Origin of the sequence: Rhodococcus sp. KRD162, from assembly GCF_017168335.1 — a bacterium.
Lineage (GTDB): Bacteria > Actinomycetota > Actinomycetes > Mycobacteriales > Mycobacteriaceae > Rhodococcoides.
Window position 1 is genome coordinate 1 of record NZ_JABFAU010000025.1, and the last position, 16,936, is coordinate 16,936.

At 60.8% G+C, this 16,936-nt stretch carries 19 protein-coding genes; 8 read left to right on the top strand and 11 right to left on the bottom strand.

What is annotated here, in order from left to right; genetic code table 11:
* Positions 1-277: 277 nt before the first annotated feature.
* Together J1M87_RS23905 and J1M87_RS23910 are read left to right on the top strand one after the other, a co-directional pair.
* The gene (locus J1M87_RS23905; RefSeq protein WP_032406402.1) at positions 278-823 is read left to right on the top strand and encodes a hypothetical protein; all 546 of its coding nucleotides are present in this window, start codon (positions 278-280) and stop codon (positions 821-823) included.
* 128 nt (positions 824-951) lie between these two features.
* Positions 952-1,458: a hypothetical protein gene (locus J1M87_RS23910; protein ID WP_032406434.1), complete on the top strand. Its 507-nt coding sequence runs from the start codon at positions 952-954 to the stop codon at positions 1,456-1,458.
* Between the two features lie 20 nt (positions 1,459-1,478).
* Here the strand turns inward: J1M87_RS23910 and J1M87_RS23915 are convergent, their stop codons facing one another.
* Positions 1,479-1,685, bottom strand: coding sequence for a hypothetical protein (locus J1M87_RS23915; protein WP_139278528.1), 207 nt, complete (start codon positions 1,683-1,685; stop codon positions 1,479-1,481).
* 193 nt (positions 1,686-1,878) lie between these two features.
* Here J1M87_RS23915 and J1M87_RS23920 point away from each other — a divergent pair, with 193 nt between their 5' ends.
* From J1M87_RS23920 to J1M87_RS23930, 3 genes are read left to right on the top strand one after another with little or no spacing between them, the layout of a single operon-like run.
* Complete coding sequence (locus J1M87_RS23920) at positions 1,879-2,820, top strand: hypothetical protein (protein ID WP_072692222.1); 942 nt, start codon at positions 1,879-1,881, stop codon at positions 2,818-2,820.
* A 3-nt stretch (positions 2,821-2,823) separates the two neighbouring features.
* The gene (locus tag J1M87_RS23925) at positions 2,824-3,039 is read left to right on the top strand and encodes a hypothetical protein (RefSeq protein ID WP_032406399.1); all 216 of its coding nucleotides are present in this window, start codon (positions 2,824-2,826) and stop codon (positions 3,037-3,039) included.
* 30 nt (positions 3,040-3,069) lie between these two features.
* On the top strand, positions 3,070-3,408 hold the full coding sequence (locus J1M87_RS23930; RefSeq protein ID WP_032406398.1) for a hypothetical protein: 339 nt from the start codon (positions 3,070-3,072) through the stop codon (positions 3,406-3,408).
* On the opposite strand, the gene J1M87_RS23935 is transcribed toward J1M87_RS23930, so the two are convergent.
* The 3 genes from J1M87_RS23935 to J1M87_RS23945 form a co-directional block, all read right to left on the bottom strand.
* Positions 3,398-3,610, bottom strand: a complete 213-nt coding sequence (locus tag J1M87_RS23935; protein WP_139278526.1) for a hypothetical protein — start codon at positions 3,608-3,610, stop codon at positions 3,398-3,400. The two genes, J1M87_RS23930 and J1M87_RS23935, sit on opposite strands and share 11 nt — an antisense overlap.
* A 237-nt stretch (positions 3,611-3,847) precedes the next feature.
* Entirely contained in the window at positions 3,848-4,777 is a 930-nt protein-coding gene (locus J1M87_RS23940) for a hypothetical protein (protein ID WP_032406396.1), read from the bottom strand.
* Between the two features lie 128 nt (positions 4,778-4,905).
* On the bottom strand, positions 4,906-5,130 hold the full coding sequence (locus J1M87_RS23945) for a hypothetical protein (RefSeq protein ID WP_032406395.1): 225 nt from the start codon (positions 5,128-5,130) through the stop codon (positions 4,906-4,908).
* Between the two features lie 176 nt (positions 5,131-5,306).
* Between J1M87_RS23945 and def the strand changes: the two genes are divergently transcribed.
* Positions 5,307-5,873 (top strand): peptide deformylase, encoded by a 567-nt coding sequence (def, locus tag J1M87_RS23950; protein ID WP_072692221.1) that lies wholly within the window; start codon positions 5,307-5,309, stop codon positions 5,871-5,873.
* 182 nt (positions 5,874-6,055) lie between these two features.
* On the opposite strand, the gene J1M87_RS23955 is transcribed toward def, so the two are convergent.
* Together J1M87_RS23955 and J1M87_RS23960 are read right to left on the bottom strand one after the other, a co-directional pair.
* Positions 6,056-6,271, bottom strand: a complete 216-nt coding sequence (locus tag J1M87_RS23955) for a hypothetical protein (RefSeq protein WP_032406394.1) — start codon at positions 6,269-6,271, stop codon at positions 6,056-6,058.
* A gap of 20 nt (positions 6,272-6,291) precedes the next feature.
* Positions 6,292-6,456: a hypothetical protein gene (locus J1M87_RS23960; protein WP_155290477.1), complete on the bottom strand. Its 165-nt coding sequence runs from the start codon at positions 6,454-6,456 to the stop codon at positions 6,292-6,294.
* 588 nt (positions 6,457-7,044) lie between these two features.
* Between J1M87_RS23960 and rho the strand changes: the two genes are divergently transcribed.
* Complete coding sequence (gene rho / locus J1M87_RS23965; RefSeq protein WP_162182870.1) at positions 7,045-8,670, top strand: transcription termination factor Rho; 1,626 nt, start codon at positions 7,045-7,047, stop codon at positions 8,668-8,670.
* 101 nt (positions 8,671-8,771) lie between these two features.
* On the opposite strand, the gene J1M87_RS23970 is transcribed toward rho, so the two are convergent.
* Positions 8,772-9,284 (bottom strand): recombinase family protein, encoded by a 513-nt coding sequence (locus J1M87_RS23970; protein ID WP_238325047.1) that lies wholly within the window; start codon positions 9,282-9,284, stop codon positions 8,772-8,774.
* A 217-nt stretch (positions 9,285-9,501) separates the two neighbouring features.
* Here J1M87_RS23970 and J1M87_RS23975 point away from each other — a divergent pair, with 217 nt between their 5' ends.
* Positions 9,502-10,050, top strand: a complete 549-nt coding sequence (locus J1M87_RS23975) for a recombinase family protein (RefSeq protein ID WP_032406393.1) — start codon at positions 9,502-9,504, stop codon at positions 10,048-10,050.
* A gap of 124 nt (positions 10,051-10,174) precedes the next feature.
* Here the strand turns inward: J1M87_RS23975 and J1M87_RS23980 are convergent, their stop codons facing one another.
* The 4 genes from J1M87_RS23980 to J1M87_RS23995 all read right to left on the bottom strand — a co-directional run bounded on the left by J1M87_RS23980 (position 10,175) and on the right by J1M87_RS23995 (position 16,611).
* Complete coding sequence (locus J1M87_RS23980; protein ID WP_032406392.1) at positions 10,175-12,727, bottom strand: DEAD/DEAH box helicase; 2,553 nt, start codon at positions 12,725-12,727, stop codon at positions 10,175-10,177.
* Complete coding sequence (locus J1M87_RS23985) at positions 12,724-14,742, bottom strand: site-specific DNA-methyltransferase (RefSeq protein ID WP_032406391.1); 2,019 nt, start codon at positions 14,740-14,742, stop codon at positions 12,724-12,726. The genes J1M87_RS23980 and J1M87_RS23985 overlap by 4 nt, the downstream gene beginning before the upstream one ends.
* 316 nt (positions 14,743-15,058) lie before the next feature.
* A complete protein-coding gene (locus J1M87_RS23990; protein WP_052060480.1) occupies positions 15,059-15,418 on the bottom strand; it encodes a hypothetical protein in 360 nt (119 codons plus the stop codon).
* A complete protein-coding gene (locus tag J1M87_RS23995) occupies positions 15,415-16,611 on the bottom strand; it encodes an ATP/GTP-binding protein (protein WP_032406390.1) in 1,197 nt (398 codons plus the stop codon). Before J1M87_RS23995 ends, J1M87_RS23990 begins: the two co-directional genes overlap by 4 nt.
* Between the last annotated feature and the right edge of the window lie 325 nt (positions 16,612-16,936).

Below are 16,936 nucleotides of genomic sequence, written 5' to 3' on the forward strand. Positions count from 1 at the left end.
TTTCCGGAGTCGCCCATCTCCGGAACGACCATCGCGGCAGGACGACTCACGAGTTACGGCAGATAGTACGCTACTATCTGCCGTAAATCCTTAGCGCCGGATTTCGAGAATCTGCTCCCCGACCCCCGATCCGTGTGTGTGCGGCTATGACCGGGTAGACTGACACCCGCTGAGGATGCCGTTGCGGGTCGATCCTTCAAGCGCCAATTCGTGTACCCACCGAACTCGTCGCGCTGATGTTGCCGACGGTTCGGGCGACTTGAAAGGCCCGCAACTCATGAGTGCCACCCCCATCAACACAGACGCCATCTACGCCGCAGCTGAGGCTGCCGTTCGTGGACGTGTCGCCTTGGCCGAAGCCATCGTCACCGCCCAGCAAGCAGTCGGCACCGCCGAGGAGAACGCCGCCAAGCAACGAGCCGAAGCCGACGCCGCGATCAAAGCCGCCGAAGCCACCAAACGCGCAGCAACGAAATCGGTCGAGGCCAGCAAGAAGGCCGTTCACGCCGCCATGAAAGAAGCGCTGACGGGCGGGTGGACTGCAGCCGAACTCCGCGACATCGGCCTCACCGTGCCGACGTCGGTCATCGCAGCTGCCTCCGGAGGTAAGTCGTCGGAGTCACGCAAACGCGGTACGGGCTCCACGACGAAGCGCCCGCGGATCAGCCTGAACGCGAGCGAAGATGCGTCTTCGACCAACACCGGTGAGCGAAGCTCCACCGGGCCGGCGGCGACGGCCGTTCCGCCGGAACATCAGACGCAGAACGAACACGTCCACGCTGACAACGCTCCCGACGTACAGTCACTGGCGCACACCGGATAGCGCGGGAGACGGGTCGATGAGATCCTCGACAGCGGGCCGTGTTCGCGGCGAGAAGTCGTTGGCGCACAGCGGCCGTCGTGTTCACGACAGGCCGACCGGCCGGGAACCGTTAGGTGGGTGGGGAGTCGGTGCCGAAACCGTTAGCAGTAGGCGATGCCGACGAGCGAGCTCGGTTTCGCAGCTACGTGGTGCACGGGCCGCATCGGTCCTCGTGTGCGATCTGGATCGGGGCCATTGCCGACGACGGGTACGGCAGATTCTGGGTCTCCCGCGGTGGACAACCGCGGGTGGTTCGCCCGCATCGCTACGCATTGGCGATCGCGCTCGGTGGGGCGATCGACGAGTCGGTGAACGCATTGCACATGTGCGACAACCCGATCTGTGTACGAGTGACGCTGGACGAGGCGCAGCAACAGCCTCTTCACGTGGTCGACGGGAACCAGTCGCAGAATCTGCGCGACATGGCCGCGAAAGGTCGCGGCGGTGGACGTCGCCAACCGGGGCTTTGGTACGGGCCGGATCGAGCCGCACGTGCTGCGCGCTCGCGCCGGTTGCGTGCGGCGGTACGCCAGGGTTGGGACGACGCAGCGGTGCAGGCAGCTCTATTGGAGAGCGGTACTCCCACGCTGTTCTGACACTGTGGCCGGGCGAGAAGTCACAGCGGGCTGCTGAACGCACTGGCCACGACGGCAACTGCCATCGCGAACAGGATGCCGGCCACCACGGCCACGATTCGGAAGCCCATTCCGAACACCATGCCCGTTGCGCGTACCGGCGCGAATCGCCAGCCGCCGTCGTCGGTGACGCCGGCGCGCAAAACCGCAACGACGATGACGATGCCGGCCACTATCGCGATCACCACGATCATCACCTCGCTTCTCGTTCTGGGGGGTCACCCCGTGTGGCGGCCAGTAGACACCAGGCCACCGACAAGTTCCGCCGCGCTCGGTTGCAGCCGGCGTGTCGACGCCGGCTGAACCAACACACTTCCGCACTTCTCCGCGCGTGCCGTCTCCGGGAGAACACGCGCGCACGACGAAAAAGGATCACTCCTCATGACTTCTGCACGAAATCGTCCTACCCACTCCGAATTGATCACCGTCGAGGTCGCGACCCTCGATCAACACAACGATCCCGGCCATGTGTTCGCGCGCGCCGAGTTTCAGTCGCGGACAGCGGCGTCGTCCTTCGCGGTCAGTCAGGCCGCGATGCTGTCCGCCGGCCGGGAGGTCGACCGTATCGCCGCCGCGGTCAATGTTCGGTCGAGCGACGGCGCACACACCGAGCTCCCGTTCACCGGGACTCCCAACGAATTGGCGGTGGTGCTCAGTAGCGAACCCGGGTACGCAGCGGGTGTGCGCAAGGCGCAAGTGCCGGCCCCGCCCGCAGTGGCCGAAGTGATCGCTCGATTCGCCGACTCCGCACCCTCGCGGATCGACGCTCCCCCTACCGCGCCGGACGTGAGCGAGGTCCGAGTGCAGTCGACCCGTCCGGGGCCGATTCCCGATTCGCGCACGGTGGTCGGGGTGTATTCGACAGCGGATGCGAAGCGCATTGCTTCCGCGATCGCCGAGCGGGTCGGCGGTTCGGTCACCGCGGATCCCGAGAGCCAGAAACTGACCGTGAGCCATGCGGCACCGATCACGGTGCACGAGCGTGAGGCGGTCGAGCGGCGTCATCGCATCGCCTCTCTTCGGGCGAACATCGCCACTCTCGATACCGTGCGTGATCGCGACCATGTCGCCGCGCTCAGTGGCGAGCTGGGCGATCTGCAGAAGCGAACGCAGTCGTTCGAGCCACGCGCGGACATCGCGCCGATAGACGACCCCGCGGCGCAGGGTCAGTCAAACGTGTCAGTTGCCGGCCAGCCCTCGACGCCGTCGATGGCGACGCCCTCCTTGCGGGCTGTGCTCAATCGCCGACCGAGTCACCCACGTGAAGCGACGCCACCGGTGCAATCCCCGCAGCCGCGCGTTGCACACGATCTCGGACGCTGACCGATGATGGACCTGTTGACGACAGCCCTACGCTGGGTGTTCTTACTACTGGTTGTGGTCGCGTTTCTCGCGTGGGCTGCTGGATTGCTACGCAAGGTGTTCGTGGCCGAGGCCTATTGGGAGGACCGCACCAACAGACGCCTGGCGACGATCGCATGTGGGTGCCTCGTCGGTGCCATCGTCACCTCCCTGCCCCTCACCCCCGGACTACCCCTCTGACCTGTCTCACCTCACCGAAGGACACACACCATGAGTTCACCCGAATCCTCCACCACCGCGCTGTCGGAGATCGACAGTCTGGAGCTGGCGATCCTCACTGAACTGTGTTCCCCCGAAGCGGTGGACGCGTTCGAGATGATGCACGCCAACGTCCGCCCGACCAACGCGGCGCGGTTCGCCGACTTGCTCTCGATCATTAACGGACTGTCAGATCCGAACTTCACGGTCGACGCCCCGCTGAACCTTCTCGGGTTGGTTCCGGCAACAGTCATTCGTGTGAATGAGCTGGACGAGGGTCCGGACCCCCGACCAGATGGGACGGGTTGGGCCCCGCCCGGTGTGGGCGGAGCCGTCCGGCCTAGAGCTTGAGAGGTTCGATAGCTTCGTCGGTGCGGTGCTTGCCGAGTAGGCATTCCCAGGTGCGGGTGTCGAGCTGCTCGGCTGTGACCCACTGCCCGCACATCGTGGCGTGGTGCACGTCCGCGTGCAGTCCGCCCAGGTTGTGGGTGGCGCTCGTTGCGCCGCGATTCAGGGCAGCGGAGGCGATGGCGGAGAGCCGATCTGGAAGCATGGCGAGATCCTTTCGAGGTTCGGATGAGACGTAGCGATCGGACATGACGAGGGTGGACTGTCAAACCACGTCTTGGGAGCCTGCGACCGTGGTTTTACTGGACGGGGGTCCCCGGCGTGTCAGACTCGGCGTCCTCGTACGACCCCCTTTGGTGACCCATATGGGGCAACGCCGGAGGCTGCGAGGTAGCGCAGTGGGACGCCCACTCCCCGGCATGACCGCACCTGACCCGGCCTTTCAGTTGTGGCGGCGGTCTTCCTCGAGGCCACGGAGACGATCGAGTTCGGCGCGCTGCAACGAGATCTCTTCGCGCAGATCGGCGGCGATCGTCTTCTGTTCGTCGATGCGTTCGGTGTAGTCGCGGCGCAGCTCGGCTTCACGTTTGGTGGCGTCGGTGCGCTGCTGGGTGAGTGTTGCTGCGCTGGTGCGGTTGTCATCCTGGCGTGCGGTGCGTTCGGCGGCGAGATCGGCACGCAACCTTTTCGCTTCGGCGCGCAGCTCGACCAGCTCGTCCTCGCGGCGGCGATCCTTCTCGTCGTAGCGGTCGATCGATTCGCGGTGACTGGTGTTGAGCGAGGCCACAATGGTGTCGTGAGTGTCCTGCAGGGCACTGATTTCGGCGCGTTGGCGTGCGTCGAGCTCGTCGAGTTCGGCGCGGTGCGCGGCCTTCTGCTCCTCGACCTGGATGCGGGCCTGCTCGGCGGCGTTTTCTGCTGCATCGGTCTGCTCCCATGCGTCGGCGGCGTCGGCGCGGAGCTCGTCGTTTTCGGCGTCGAGGGCGTCGGCGCGGACGGTCGCGGCGTGCGCGGCTGCTTCGGCGGCGGCAGCACGTTCTTCGGCGGCGGAGACGGTGCGGGCGGTTTCGGCGCGCATCAGCTCGAGACGCTGATCGAGAGCTTTGGGGTCCGAGACGGTGCCGATCGCAGTCTGGACTCGTTGGACAAGGTCATCGAGCTGCCCGAACTGTGCGTGCAGTGCCGGCAGAACGGCAGCGAGGGACGCAACGGCGAGTTCCGGGGTCGCGGTGTCGGCCTCGTCGACGCCGACGGACTCAGCCGCGGTGCCTGCTTTCTGCGCGGCTTTGGCGCGGTGCGCGCGCACCCGATCGGCGGGGGTGGCGTGGATGCGGGGTCGGCCTGGCTTGCGGGGCGGCTCAGCTGCGGTCATGACTGAACTCTACCATTTCGTTTCATATCGTTACGTTTCATTTCATTACGTTGCGGTAACGAAATTGGAAACAAAAAGAGGTCCTGGTGCTCAGTGGGTGGTGCACCGGAAAGACCCGCCCGGGATGTCTACTCCCGGCTGCCCTGCGCACCATCGGCAGGTGGTGTCGTGCTCGATGCGTCCGAGCACTCCTCGGCTTCCTCGATGAGGATGGGCAGCTCTGCTGCGCTGGCGAGCGCGAGCGCTTCGGTGGCCCAGCGGGCCGCGCGCGGATCTTCGGCGGGGAGCTGAGCGGCTGTGCCGATGAGATCGGTGATGATCTGGTGATCGTTGAGCAGTTCGTTGTTGTTCATGACTGGACACCTTCCAAAGGTTCGGATGAGACGTCCTGGACTGACAGGCTGAGTGCTTCTATCAACTTCGCAACACGTAACTGCAGAAACGTTCGCGGGAAAGGCGCGTTGGCGCGCGTATGCAAGGTCGCACGCATCGGCCCCCGGTCAGACGCCAACGTGGGATAGTAGGTGCCATGCCTGTTTCTGAGCTCATTCGTCTCGGTACTGCACGGCCGATAATCCGTTGGGGTGCTCCAGTTCTGCACACTCCAGCCCGTCCGATAACCGATTTCGGCTCGGGGCTTCAGGGATTACTAGCCGATATGTTCGCGACCAACGCTGCTGCTGATGGTGCCGGTCTTGCAGCCCAGCAGATCGGGGTCGATCTGGCGGTATTCATATACGACTGCAATGACGAAACGGGGCGACGGCAGACGGGTGTTGTCTGCAACCCAATCGTCGAACTACCGGAGGGAAATAGTCGGCGGCTCATCGAGTTCGGGGAAGGATGTCTATCACTGCCCGGTGCGTATAGCGATCTCGCCAGGCCCGAATTCTCCACCTGCCGCGGCCAGGACCAGTACGGTGATCCGCTTCAGCTGATCGCCGGTGGCACTCTCGGACGCTGCTTTCAGCATGAGACCGACCACATCAACGGCACAGTATTCGGCGACAGACTTTCGACACGTAGACGCAAGCAGCTCTATCGCGACCACGAGGCGGTTTCCACTCACTACGCAGTGAACTGGCCAGCAACATAACCTGCTGCACCGCAATTATACCGCCCTGAATTTGGGAAGCTGATTTCTCGGTCAACTGCGCCGCATCCAATCCGACTGCACTGGCGCTAGCGGAGCGCCCGCGACGTCGCGCCCGCGCGCCGGACCTCACCCAACTGTCGAAAACTTTCGGCGGTGACGCTTCGCTGTTCCGAAACCGAGGGCTATCGGCTGCTGGTCGTTGTCACCGCGGACACGTAGAACTTGCCCTCGATGTGAAGGATCGAGTGGGAGATCGAGACGACTTCTTGCCCTGATCTTTCGCAGTTGATCGTCGCGAAGGTTGCGGTGTGGTTGGACAGAACTGCGTGCAACTCGGAGAGGGTCTCGAACGGCCCCAGTTCGAGTGTGTACACGTCGTAGCTTGCGATATCCGCCATGGAGGCGACAGTAGCGGCCGTCAGGCTGCGACCATGTCCTGTGCTCGCTGCGGCGGGAACGACAACAGACGAGCCTGTTTGTCCGCACCTGGAGGCGGTGTCAGTTTGGGGCCGAAGGTGGTCGGGGAACGAATCACGATCAAGCGCGCGAGGGAGAACGACCGCGCAGCAAGATCGGGTTCCATGCGAACGTCTATGCCGACTGCGGACCCGATGTCCCAGGCACCCAGCGAACAATCTCCCTGCAACCGTTGGTTGTCGTGTCAGGACCTTGTCTCGCTTCTTGGGTGTCAGATTGCTCGCCCAAGGCTAAGGCGGTCACGCAGAACCAACTCGTCATTATCGCAGCAGCCCAATAGATTTCGCTCTGCGGGCGAACTGCAGAACGCCACCTAACGATATTCACGTCCGCGTGCCACCCCAAGGACAAAGGAGAACCCTCCTGGAGTCGTCCACCATCGAGGGAAACTCCGGCTGAAGAGCATCAGACTTGATATCTGACGAACCCTCGCGTACTGTCGGTCTCAATCCCAACGCACCGACCGTATCGTGTAGCGTTCAGGGTAACAAATCGTCCTTCACGACGTAACGCTGGCACAAGCTCGAATGTTCACCAGCAAAGATCAATGTCCGACATCGCGGATTGTCTCCGATTCTCTTCTCGCCAATATACGTCTAGATAATCAGGCGCAAAAACCGCGATCTCGCAAAGTTCACATCTTCCGAACTATCCTTATTCACTGGAACAAGACTGGAATCGAAAGGATTTTCTTATGACGAACACGGACATTATAATAATGTCGAGTTCCGACTCGGGTGCCGACTGGCCGCCCAAGGACTTGTCATCAATGAAGCTTCCAGAATTGAAGTCGGTTGCGTCAGATATGGGCGTTAAAGGCGTATCAGGCATGCGGAAACCTGAATTAGTACAATTGATTTCCGATCTGATGAATGCGAATACCTCTGAGTTTGTTGATAGAGCCGACGCGACGACAGCGCTAAAGGTCTCGCAATCAACAACTAAATCGACAGAAGAGATTGCAGAGCCAAACGGGAGTCAGCCACGGTCAAACAATCCTCAGCCCGAACCCGATGCGGATGACACACCAGACGACCGGACTACGGGACGGAACGGTGACGGAAAGAACAACCGACGAAATCGTAACGGCGCACGCAGTGATGGTCGCGGAAGAGGACGCAACCGACGACGACCACGCGAAATCGATCAACAACAGGACAGCGATCCACAGGACAATCGATACTCCAATGATGATGCTGTTTTGCAGCCCGTCGCGGGTATCCTCGATGTCCTTGACAACTACGCCTTTTTGCGCACGTCCAGTTATATGTCGGGCCCGGACGACGTCTACGTCGCTATGAACATGGTTCGCAAGAACGGTCTTCGCCGGGGTGATGCGATTACTGGGAAGGTTCGGATTGTTCATGAGACCGAACAACGAAACCAGCGGCAGAAGTTTAATTCGTTAGTTGAGCTGGACACCGTAAATGGAGGTGGCGTCGAAGCCGCCAAACGCCGTCCTGAATTCGGCCGACTAACGCCACTCTATCCGAATGAAAGACTGCGTCTCGAGACAACGTCCGATCGCTTGACCACGCGAGTAATCGATCTGATCATGCCGATCGGGAAAGGCCAACGTGCACTGATCCAGTCTCCTCCAAAAGCGGGTAAAACAACGGTTCTGCAGGACATAGCTAATGCAATCTCTACCAACAACCCCGAGTGCTATTTGATGGTTGTGCTGATCGACGAACGGCCTGAAGAAGTCACCGATATGCAGAGATCGGTGAAAGGAGAGATTATTTCGTCAACCTTCGACCGGCCGCCTTCCGACCATGTGTTGGTCGCTGAGCTCGCTATCGAACGCGCAAAACGGTTGGTCGAAGATGGTAAGGATGTCGTTGTGCTGCTAGATTCGATTACCAGACTGGGCCGTGCCTACAATAATGCGTCGTCAGGCTCGGGCCGAATCTTGTCCGGTGGAATCGACTCAGCAGCGCTATACCCACCGAAGCGATTCCTCGGTGCCGCCCGGAACATCGAGAATGGCGGGTCACTTACCATCGTTGCAACATGCCTGGTAGAGACTGGCTCGACCGGCGACACGGTGATATTCGAGGAATTCAAGGGCACCAGCAATGCAGAACTGAAACTGGACCGGAAAATCGCCGAACGCCGCGTTTTTCCTGCCGTCGACGTCTCCCCATCTAGTACCCGAAAAGATGAGCTGATCCTAGCCCCGGACGAAGCGCCAATAGTATACAAGTTGCGACACGTCCTTAGCGGGCTCGATTCCCAGCAAGCAATTGACCTGTTGATTGGACAGTTGAAGAAGACCCGTAACAACGCTGAATTTTTGATGCAAGTACTGAAACAATAGATTCTAGAACGGCCTAAATCCCAGATTGTCAGTCGTCCTGCACCTCGGATTCTAGGTGTCAGTTTCAGAATACGGCTGCACTGTTTCAGAAGTGGACTGCACTACTCACCTCTCGCGACAGCCAGAGCGTCTCGCTCGTCCCGCGCGAGGGTGAGGTTGTTGTAGAGGGCGGATCGTTTCAATCCGGTGTTCTTGCAGAGCGTTTCGATCTTGAACTGCCGTGTCTCATACACCTGAAGTAGGTATGCGCGCTCTTCTGGTGTGAGTGTGTGGGGCCGTCCTTTTATCTTGCCGGCCGCGGCGGCTGCGGCGATGGCGTCGCGGGTGCGGGCTCGGATGAGGTCGGATTCGAATTCGGCCATCAGACCGAGCATTCCGATGAACATCTTGCCCATGGGGTCCGACGGGTCGTAGACCTTCCCGTCGATCGACAATGCCACTCCCCTGGCGACCAGTCGGTTCACGGTTTCGTGGAGGTCGCCGGCCGATCGGGAGAGTCGGTCGAGTTTGCTGACGCAGAATTCGTCACCTTCGCGGCTGGCGTTGATGGCGTTTGTCAGTTTCAGAAGACGAGTGCACGAGTTCAGAAGTGCGCTGCACTTGACACCTCTCAAGTAATCTAGCGAAAACGCTAGATTGCTCCTTTGGTGCTTTGACTGCCCGATCGTCCGAACCTAGGCGCTCACTTATGACTACGTGTCTTTAACCATCGTTTTAGACACATCGAGCTATTGACACAGGGTCGACGAGCAATGTATGTGTCAAAACTCATGTCCAAAACCTGCCGAACGCAATGTGTCTATATGACGAGTTCTGACACACTTGATCGTTGTGGGTGAACTTTTGGGGTACGCGAGGGTGTCGACGACCGAGCAGAGCGCCGATGCGCAGAGGGACGCTCTCAGCGCTGCGGGGTGTTCGCGAGTGTGGGTGGAGACGGCGAGCGGCGCGACGACGTCACGGCCGGAGTTGTCGGACCTGTTCTCGCATCTGCGGTCCGGGGACACTCTGGTGGTGTGGCGGCTCGACCGTCTCGGGCGATCACTCCCCCACCTTCTACAGACGGTCGAAGATCTCGACTCCGATGGTGTGGGGTTTCGGTCGCTGACGGAGTCGATCGACACAACCACCTCGGGCGGCAAGTTGATCTACTCGATTTTCGGTGCCCTGGCGGAGTTCGAGCGCAACCTCATCCGCGAGCGCACGCAGCTCGGGCTGGCGGCCGCGCGGGCGCAGGGCCGAACGGGTGGCCGACCGCGATCGATGTCGGAGGCGAAGATCAAGCAGGCCCGGCGAATGCGTGCCGGCGGCATGTCACTGGCCGATATCCGAGACGTCGTGGGCGTATCCCGATCGACGCTATACCGGTACCTGAAATAGCGCGCGTAGCAACGGGAACCCCCAAACCGTGTCCCGAATTGCCAAGGTGACAGGGATGTCGGACTCAGTCACGTAGACCAACAAAGTAGTTGCTAGCCTCCCCTGGTTGCCAACGATCCGGGTCTCAGGGATAGGCCATTCCTTCTGCGGCGAACAGGGCCTCGATAAGGTTCTGGTTGGTCGCTGCGGCAATCCGCGCCTCAATTCCGGCTGCTGTGAGGTCCAACGCTCGTAGCGCCCCACTCACCTCGGCGACGGCGAGACAGCGGCGGACTCGATCTGGATGTTCATGGGCATAACGCGCGAGCGTCGACCACTTCGACGAAGTATCAGCGAGATCAAACCTGTGCGGATCGACGATGTCCATGACGTACTCTCCATCACCGTCGTCGTGCCAGAACAGGAAATCGGGGTGCATCAGTTGGTGCTTGTCCCCGAATTCATAAGGAACTGCGAGCGCGTGCCGACCTGACGAGGGGTTGCGATACCACCCGACGAGAGTCTCGACTGCTAGTTCGGCATCGAGCACCTCCGCTTCCCACGACGACCGGGACGTGTCGACAGGAAAGCGGCCGGCGTGGGGCTTGCCGTCTGGGATGACGAAAAGGTGCGCCGGGTATGTTTCGATGGACTCGACGGTGTTACCACGAATCTTCTCTGTAGCGGCCGGATAAGTATCGCGCGTCTCGACGGTGGTGGGGAGCATCGGTTCCGAGCCGAGGTGCCAGAGCGGTTCTGTCTGGTCGCGGATATGGCGGGGTTTGGCAGATACCTTCGCAGCGTGTTGATTTCGCCAGTCGGTGATCAGAAGCGTCGCCTGGTTCTCCACGACGGATGCGAATCCAAGATCGGCCATCGCAACCAGACGCGCGGATGCATCGATTTCGTCCTCGCCGCGGTCGCAGAGCTCGTTGAAATACCAGTTGGCGGATCCGTCCGGGAGCAAACGCTTGGCTCGCTGGAAGTAACCTTCAAGGTCGCGTTCATTAGTTGGGGTGTCGGTTTTACCGACACTCTGCATGATTGATTCTCCGTAGGAGACCATCGTCGTACTGATGGACAGCGACATGATGTCGTCGACCTTGGCGTCGATCTCGCTGCTTCGCTGACTGTCGGCCGCGTGCATCTGATCGACGATCCATCGCTTGGCCTTGGCCGAGCCTTGATCGATCAGACCATGCTCCGTGAGCGTTGCGGCCAGTCGCATCAACTGCCCGGTGCGGGAACCGAACGATGTCCTCTGTCTGGTGTACGAGGGAAGCGTGTCCAGCAGGTCGAACAACGCCGGGGGAACAGCTGTCGATCTCCCGCATAGGACGGGGGCGATGACGATGTCGATCTCGACAGTCTCGTCTTCGGTCAGCGCGTTCACTACTCGCGCCACGTGCTCGGTTCGGAACCCTGGCAGGTAGGCCGCCACCTCCCCCAGTCGCTCGTCGCCCCCCTCGATGCGCTTGGCCAGCGGTGTTCGGACCAGTCGGCCGATGAGCTGGGCGATCTCGGTGTAGCTGTCCTTGTTCTGGAACGAAATCATCACTTCTGCTCGCGGGCAGTCCCAGCCGGTGGTCAACGCCGATTTGAACAGCACCACGCGTGCCTGGTCGTCGCCGGAGATCGCCTCGGGAGGAAGGTAACGAATCGTCTTGTCACCAACCTTGTACTGGGCGTGATCGCCGAAGGCGTGAGCAATCGCGTAGTCGGAGAGCTTCGGCCATGTCGATTCCATTACTGCGAGGATTTCGGCGAGCCTTGCTTCTTCCTTCGCCGGCGAAAGCCCTTGTTCGACTTGAACGACCAGAAGCGGCTCGACGAGCCGGTCGCCGGTGGCTTCGTGGTGGCTTCGCCAGGATGCATCGGAAGACCTCAGATCCTCCACGGCGAGGGCGAGCATCGTGTTGTCAGCCGACTGCGACTCCCCCAGGCTTCGCAGCAGGATGCGGTCTTTGAGAAGACCAGACTCACGGACGTCGCCGGCTTTGACTTCGACCAAGCGCGGTGTCCGATTTGCGGCGTTCATAGCGGCGAGGAAGCGATCGGGGGTGGCTGAGATGCCCAGTACGACTGGAGCGGGCGGTTGGTTGGTGCCGATGTTCGTGGTGCCACCGTCGACAATGGTTCCGGCGATCGACTTGCGGTCGGTGTTCTTGGTGCCGGAGCCGCGGTGCGCTTCGTCCCAGATGACAAGGAAGTCCTCGCCACGTTCGCGGACGGTGTTGGCGATCATGTCCCATGCGCCGTGGGTTCGTTTGTCGTTAGGAGTGCCGTCGGCGCGCACAGCGTGCAACGTCGAGTTCTTCTGCATTGCCTGGATGTGGACAAAGTAGATATGACCTTGTTGCAGGGTGCGGTGGTCGTCCTCAGCGATGAAGCGGATGCGGTTGATGTCGATCGCGCCTCCCGATGCCTGGGTGATTTTTGCGATGGTCTGGGCGTTGAGTGCTCGGTCGTCAGTGATCCACAAGACCGTCATGTTGGGGTTGGCAGCCCTGATCGACGTGCCTTTGTAGATCCCCTCAAGCACCGCCGTGGCGATGACGGTCTTACCGGCACCGGTGGGAGCGGTCAGGCCCACCGCAGTGCGTTCACCATCGTCGAGGTATCCGGCACGGGCTTTGGCGAGGTTGGCGAGCACGGATTCGACCGCCGAGCTCTGGTAGGGCTCCAGAGTAAATTTCACCGCGCGCCACCAGCGATGTTGATGGTGTAGTTCGACAGGTAATCCTCATAGAGTTGCACGGTGTTGACGCCAACCGGGAGGCGCTCGACGGCTCGCTGGTACTCGGCTTCGGAGTCTGTAATGACAAACACAACCGTAGGCGAAGCCCCAGTCACAGACTCGCTGGCGATTGCCCGAGCGAACTCCACCAGCACGTCGACGTCGAACAACACGCCGTAGCTGCCAGTCAGCGCCCAACCCTTGTCGGGGATTCGATCAATCCGGGGGCCGCGTGCGCCGGCTTCGAGCCACATCAGAGGAGCGACGGCCTCAAACTCACGGCCCCTGCGAACCATGCCTGGATCGAGGTAGGTCAGGTCGAACATCTCCACGTTCGCAGGCAGTCCCTGCGAATAAATGGTGCCATCTGGGCGGTGACCGGAAACAACGGTCGAGATACGAGGCCTGCAAACGTGCTCGAAGACGCCTTTCGACTCCCACTCATCATCGCCTGGATGAAGACCAGCCTTGCGTAGTTTCTTCGCTTCGGTGGCCCCGATCTCGTTGTTGGTCACCAAGATCGCCTGTCGGGTTCCGTTGTCCTGCCTATTCAATTCCATGACAGCATCACAGGTTGTTCCCGAGCCGCCGAAGAAATCCAGCACAATAGCATCAGCGGGTGCAACGAGACCGATCCATCGCATGAGGACATCGCGATCCTTCGGGTTCGGAAATCGCAGGTCTCCAATAATGTTCCGAAACTGGGTATTCGACGCCTTGCGGTCCTGCGTAAACACAGACAAGGCAACCTGCTCATCCATTTCGTCCAAAAACGTTATCTTGCGGGGAATTGTCGACTCGTCGTCTCCGAACCAGACGCGCCCTTCAGCAATTTCTCTCTCCATGCGCGCTGGGTCCTTGTACAGCCAGCCTCTGGAGGGAGACTTCACCGGCTTACCGGTCACAGGATGTTTGACCTGGTAGGTTCCACCGCCACCGCCAGGCCATGTGATGTCCTGGTAAGTGTTGATGGGGCGTCCTGTTGCCGGGTCGAGTAGGTCGTAACGCGCTACCGAATCGGTGATTTCCCCGCCTGTTTTCTTGGCACGAAGCCAACGCTTCCATTCGGTGTTGGCGTTGTCGATGTCGGCACTGCTGGCCTCCCAGATGCTTTGAGCCTTCTGCAGGGCAGCGTGAACGCCTACCTTCTCCTCGCGCCACCGCGTCCCAGCAGCGCTCAACGCTTCCAAGTCGCGGGCGTAGAAGAACATGTAGTCGGCCCCGTTGGAGATATATCGGGAATCGTTCTTACGACCGCCCTGCCATACGACGTTCGAAATGAAATTTGCACTTCCGAATACTTGGTCGAGCAGCATGCGTAGTCGGTGGTGCTCCTCGTCACCTATTGCCACGATGATGACCCCGGTCGACTTGAGGAGGTCTCGGGCGATCAGCAGACGCCGTTCCATGAACGACAACCATTTCGAGGATTTGGCCCGATCATTCTGGTCGACGTAACGGTCGTTGTAGATCCAGCCATCATTCCCCGTGTTGTAGGGAGGGTCGATGTAGATCAGGTCGACTTTGTTGCGGTGAGTCGACCGCAAGGCCTGGAGGGCGTGGAAATTTTCGCCGTTGATGACGATGTGCCACGGCGCGTCTGATGGCCCGTTTTCGATCCGTTCGACAGTACGGAGTCCTGGATAGATTGGCTCGTCGAATTCTCGGACAACGACAAGGTCGGCAACGTGGCGCGTACCTCCGTCTCCACTGAGGACTGCTCTCTCACGGGTTCGGTCGGTGAAGTGGTCGACGAGCCAGGTTTCGGGGGACGTTTCGTCGCGTAGTGCGACACGGATCCCTTTTCGGACGGGGTGGTCGGGAAGGCGAACGGACTCGGGCAGATGGCGGTCGAAAACAAGGCCGAAGCGGCGGGACCCGCGGAGAAGTTCGACCTCGGAGGAAAGCCGGGTTCGAAGGGTGTCGTCATCAATGCGGGCGATGAGCTGGTCGAGGACGTTGGATTCGTCAGACATGGCACTTCTTGGCGGCGCCGCCTGCGGGGGTCTGGTCCATTGCCGGAGCTTATCGCCGGGTCTCCTGTTAATCGTCCACCAGGTCAACTCTGTGCGAACCTATCGTGTTCACCGTGAGGTGGCGACGAACGCTGACCGCCGTCGGGGTGCGCCATCGTCGCTCGAAGTGTCGAATATGACCGAGGACTTCGGCCTACCGACCGAACAAGCCTGAGCGAAGCCTTAGGGGACGTGCGCGGTCCCTACTGGGCGCGCCGGTGAAGGTGTGGGATGTCAGCTCGATAGGTCGGCGTCGCGACGGATCCGGTGCACGCTGTCAACCACCCGGCGCGGTGGGGGTGTCCCAAATGGCCGCGTATATCTCGGCTACCAATGGCCACACCTGGCGAAGACCGTCCTCGACGGAGCCGACGACCTGGGCGAGGTCGCCGAAGATCACGAACTCGTGGGGAATCACACGGCCAGCCGAGTCTCGGCGCCCGAGAGGATCCTCGATGCGAAGCGCAACACGCCCATCTCGGCGGTGCCACGCAGTCAGCGCGTCTCCAGCGTCGTCGAACGCGCGTTCGTAGTCCGGGAGTGGGTCGCTGAGTCCGGCGTCGAGAAGAAACCGAAAACCCCAATTACGGCCCCGAGTGGACCAGATGATGTCCGAGGGTCCGGAACTGGTGCTCACTTCGGGTTCCTGATCACCTTGTCGTCGACGCCCTGCTCGAGGTCCAGCTTGAACTGCGTCAGTGTCGCTCGCAGGTAATCGTGCTGAGCGCGGGCCTGCGAATTCATCTCTCTGAGTTTCGGTCCCACCAACCGCGCCGCGTCCGCCAGGATGGGCAGCGCGACGGCGGCGATCTTTTTCGCCTTTCCGCCCTTACCTGGGTTGACCAGTGCCAGAAGCTTTTCGATCGACGCGAATTTCTGACCTGTCAGACCTGCTGCCAGCAACTCTGCGCCGTCGGCGAGCGAGTCGAGCACTTTGCCGGGAATGTCGTGCTTCTCCTGCCATTGCACACGGCGCTGAAGCGGCAGAATCGACGCCACCGGGAGTACGAGATCGAGACCGATGCGCCGGGTCATGTCGATATTAAGCGTCTGTGAACCAGTGGACTCGCGCTCGAACTTGGCGGAGGACAGCAGCAGGAAGTCTTCCCCGATGGACAGGGCGGCGGGGGTGTCGATGAGTTCGGCGATAGTCGATCGGAGCTGTTCGATGTCTGCTGCTGCATTGAGAATGATCAGATCGCGGAAAGTGTCGACGTCCCAGTCCGGGAACAGATCCGCTTTCGAGAGCGCCAGGATCCACACCCGAGGGAACTCGACGATGGGCCCGTCCTCGAGCAAGTCGCCCTTGATTCGTAAGAGCCCCTGACGAAAGCTGAACATCAACGACTTCAGGTACAGCTCTTCGTCGCCTCGGTGGTCGAGTAATTTTTGTCCGTCGACCAGCAGGAAGGCGACGTCGGACCGAAGTAGAGAACGGAAGGTGTCGGTGCGGCGCTCGCTCTCCATCGCGCTGCTGGGCTCGGTCTCGAACCATTCGCCTGGATAGTCGTGCCATGCGAGTCGGAGGACGTCGAAGGGCCGCTTCTTGGCGGCGTCGGTGTCTGCGCCTTTGAGTTTGACCGAGAAGTAATGAGTCGTCGCCTTGTACTGGGTTTGTCTCGGTGCCGTCGCGAGATCCCGCATGCGGAGGTAGTTCCTGTAGAGCCGATTCCCTTGGCCGATGTCATCGGCAACGAGGTCCCAGAGATCGTTCGCGTAGCCCCCATCCTGGGTAGGCCCGAAAAACGACGACAGCAAAACAGTCTTGCCCGAACCGCTCTCGCCGAAAACAGCGATGTGTTGCTCTCGAACCCTGGGAAATTTGGCCATGGCAGGGAAGGTACAACACACGGCGTGAGCGCCTCTGCTGCGACAAGAGACCGCAGGTGAAACGTGCACGCAGTGCCGCCACCTTCGGTACCCAGAGCTGCACCTCTCGGCCGTAACCTACCGGTCTCGGGTACATCTACGACTTCGAGAATCGATAGACGCATAATTAGCCACGAAAATTCGTCTGCTTCAATTCCATCATGACCGAACCGGTAGAGATCACAACGACACCACCCACCATTGGTGACACACTCCAAGTGCGACGCCTAGAGGGCGGCACCGCTACCGGGACCGTAGTCGAGGACTTCGCCGACTACTTGCTGAC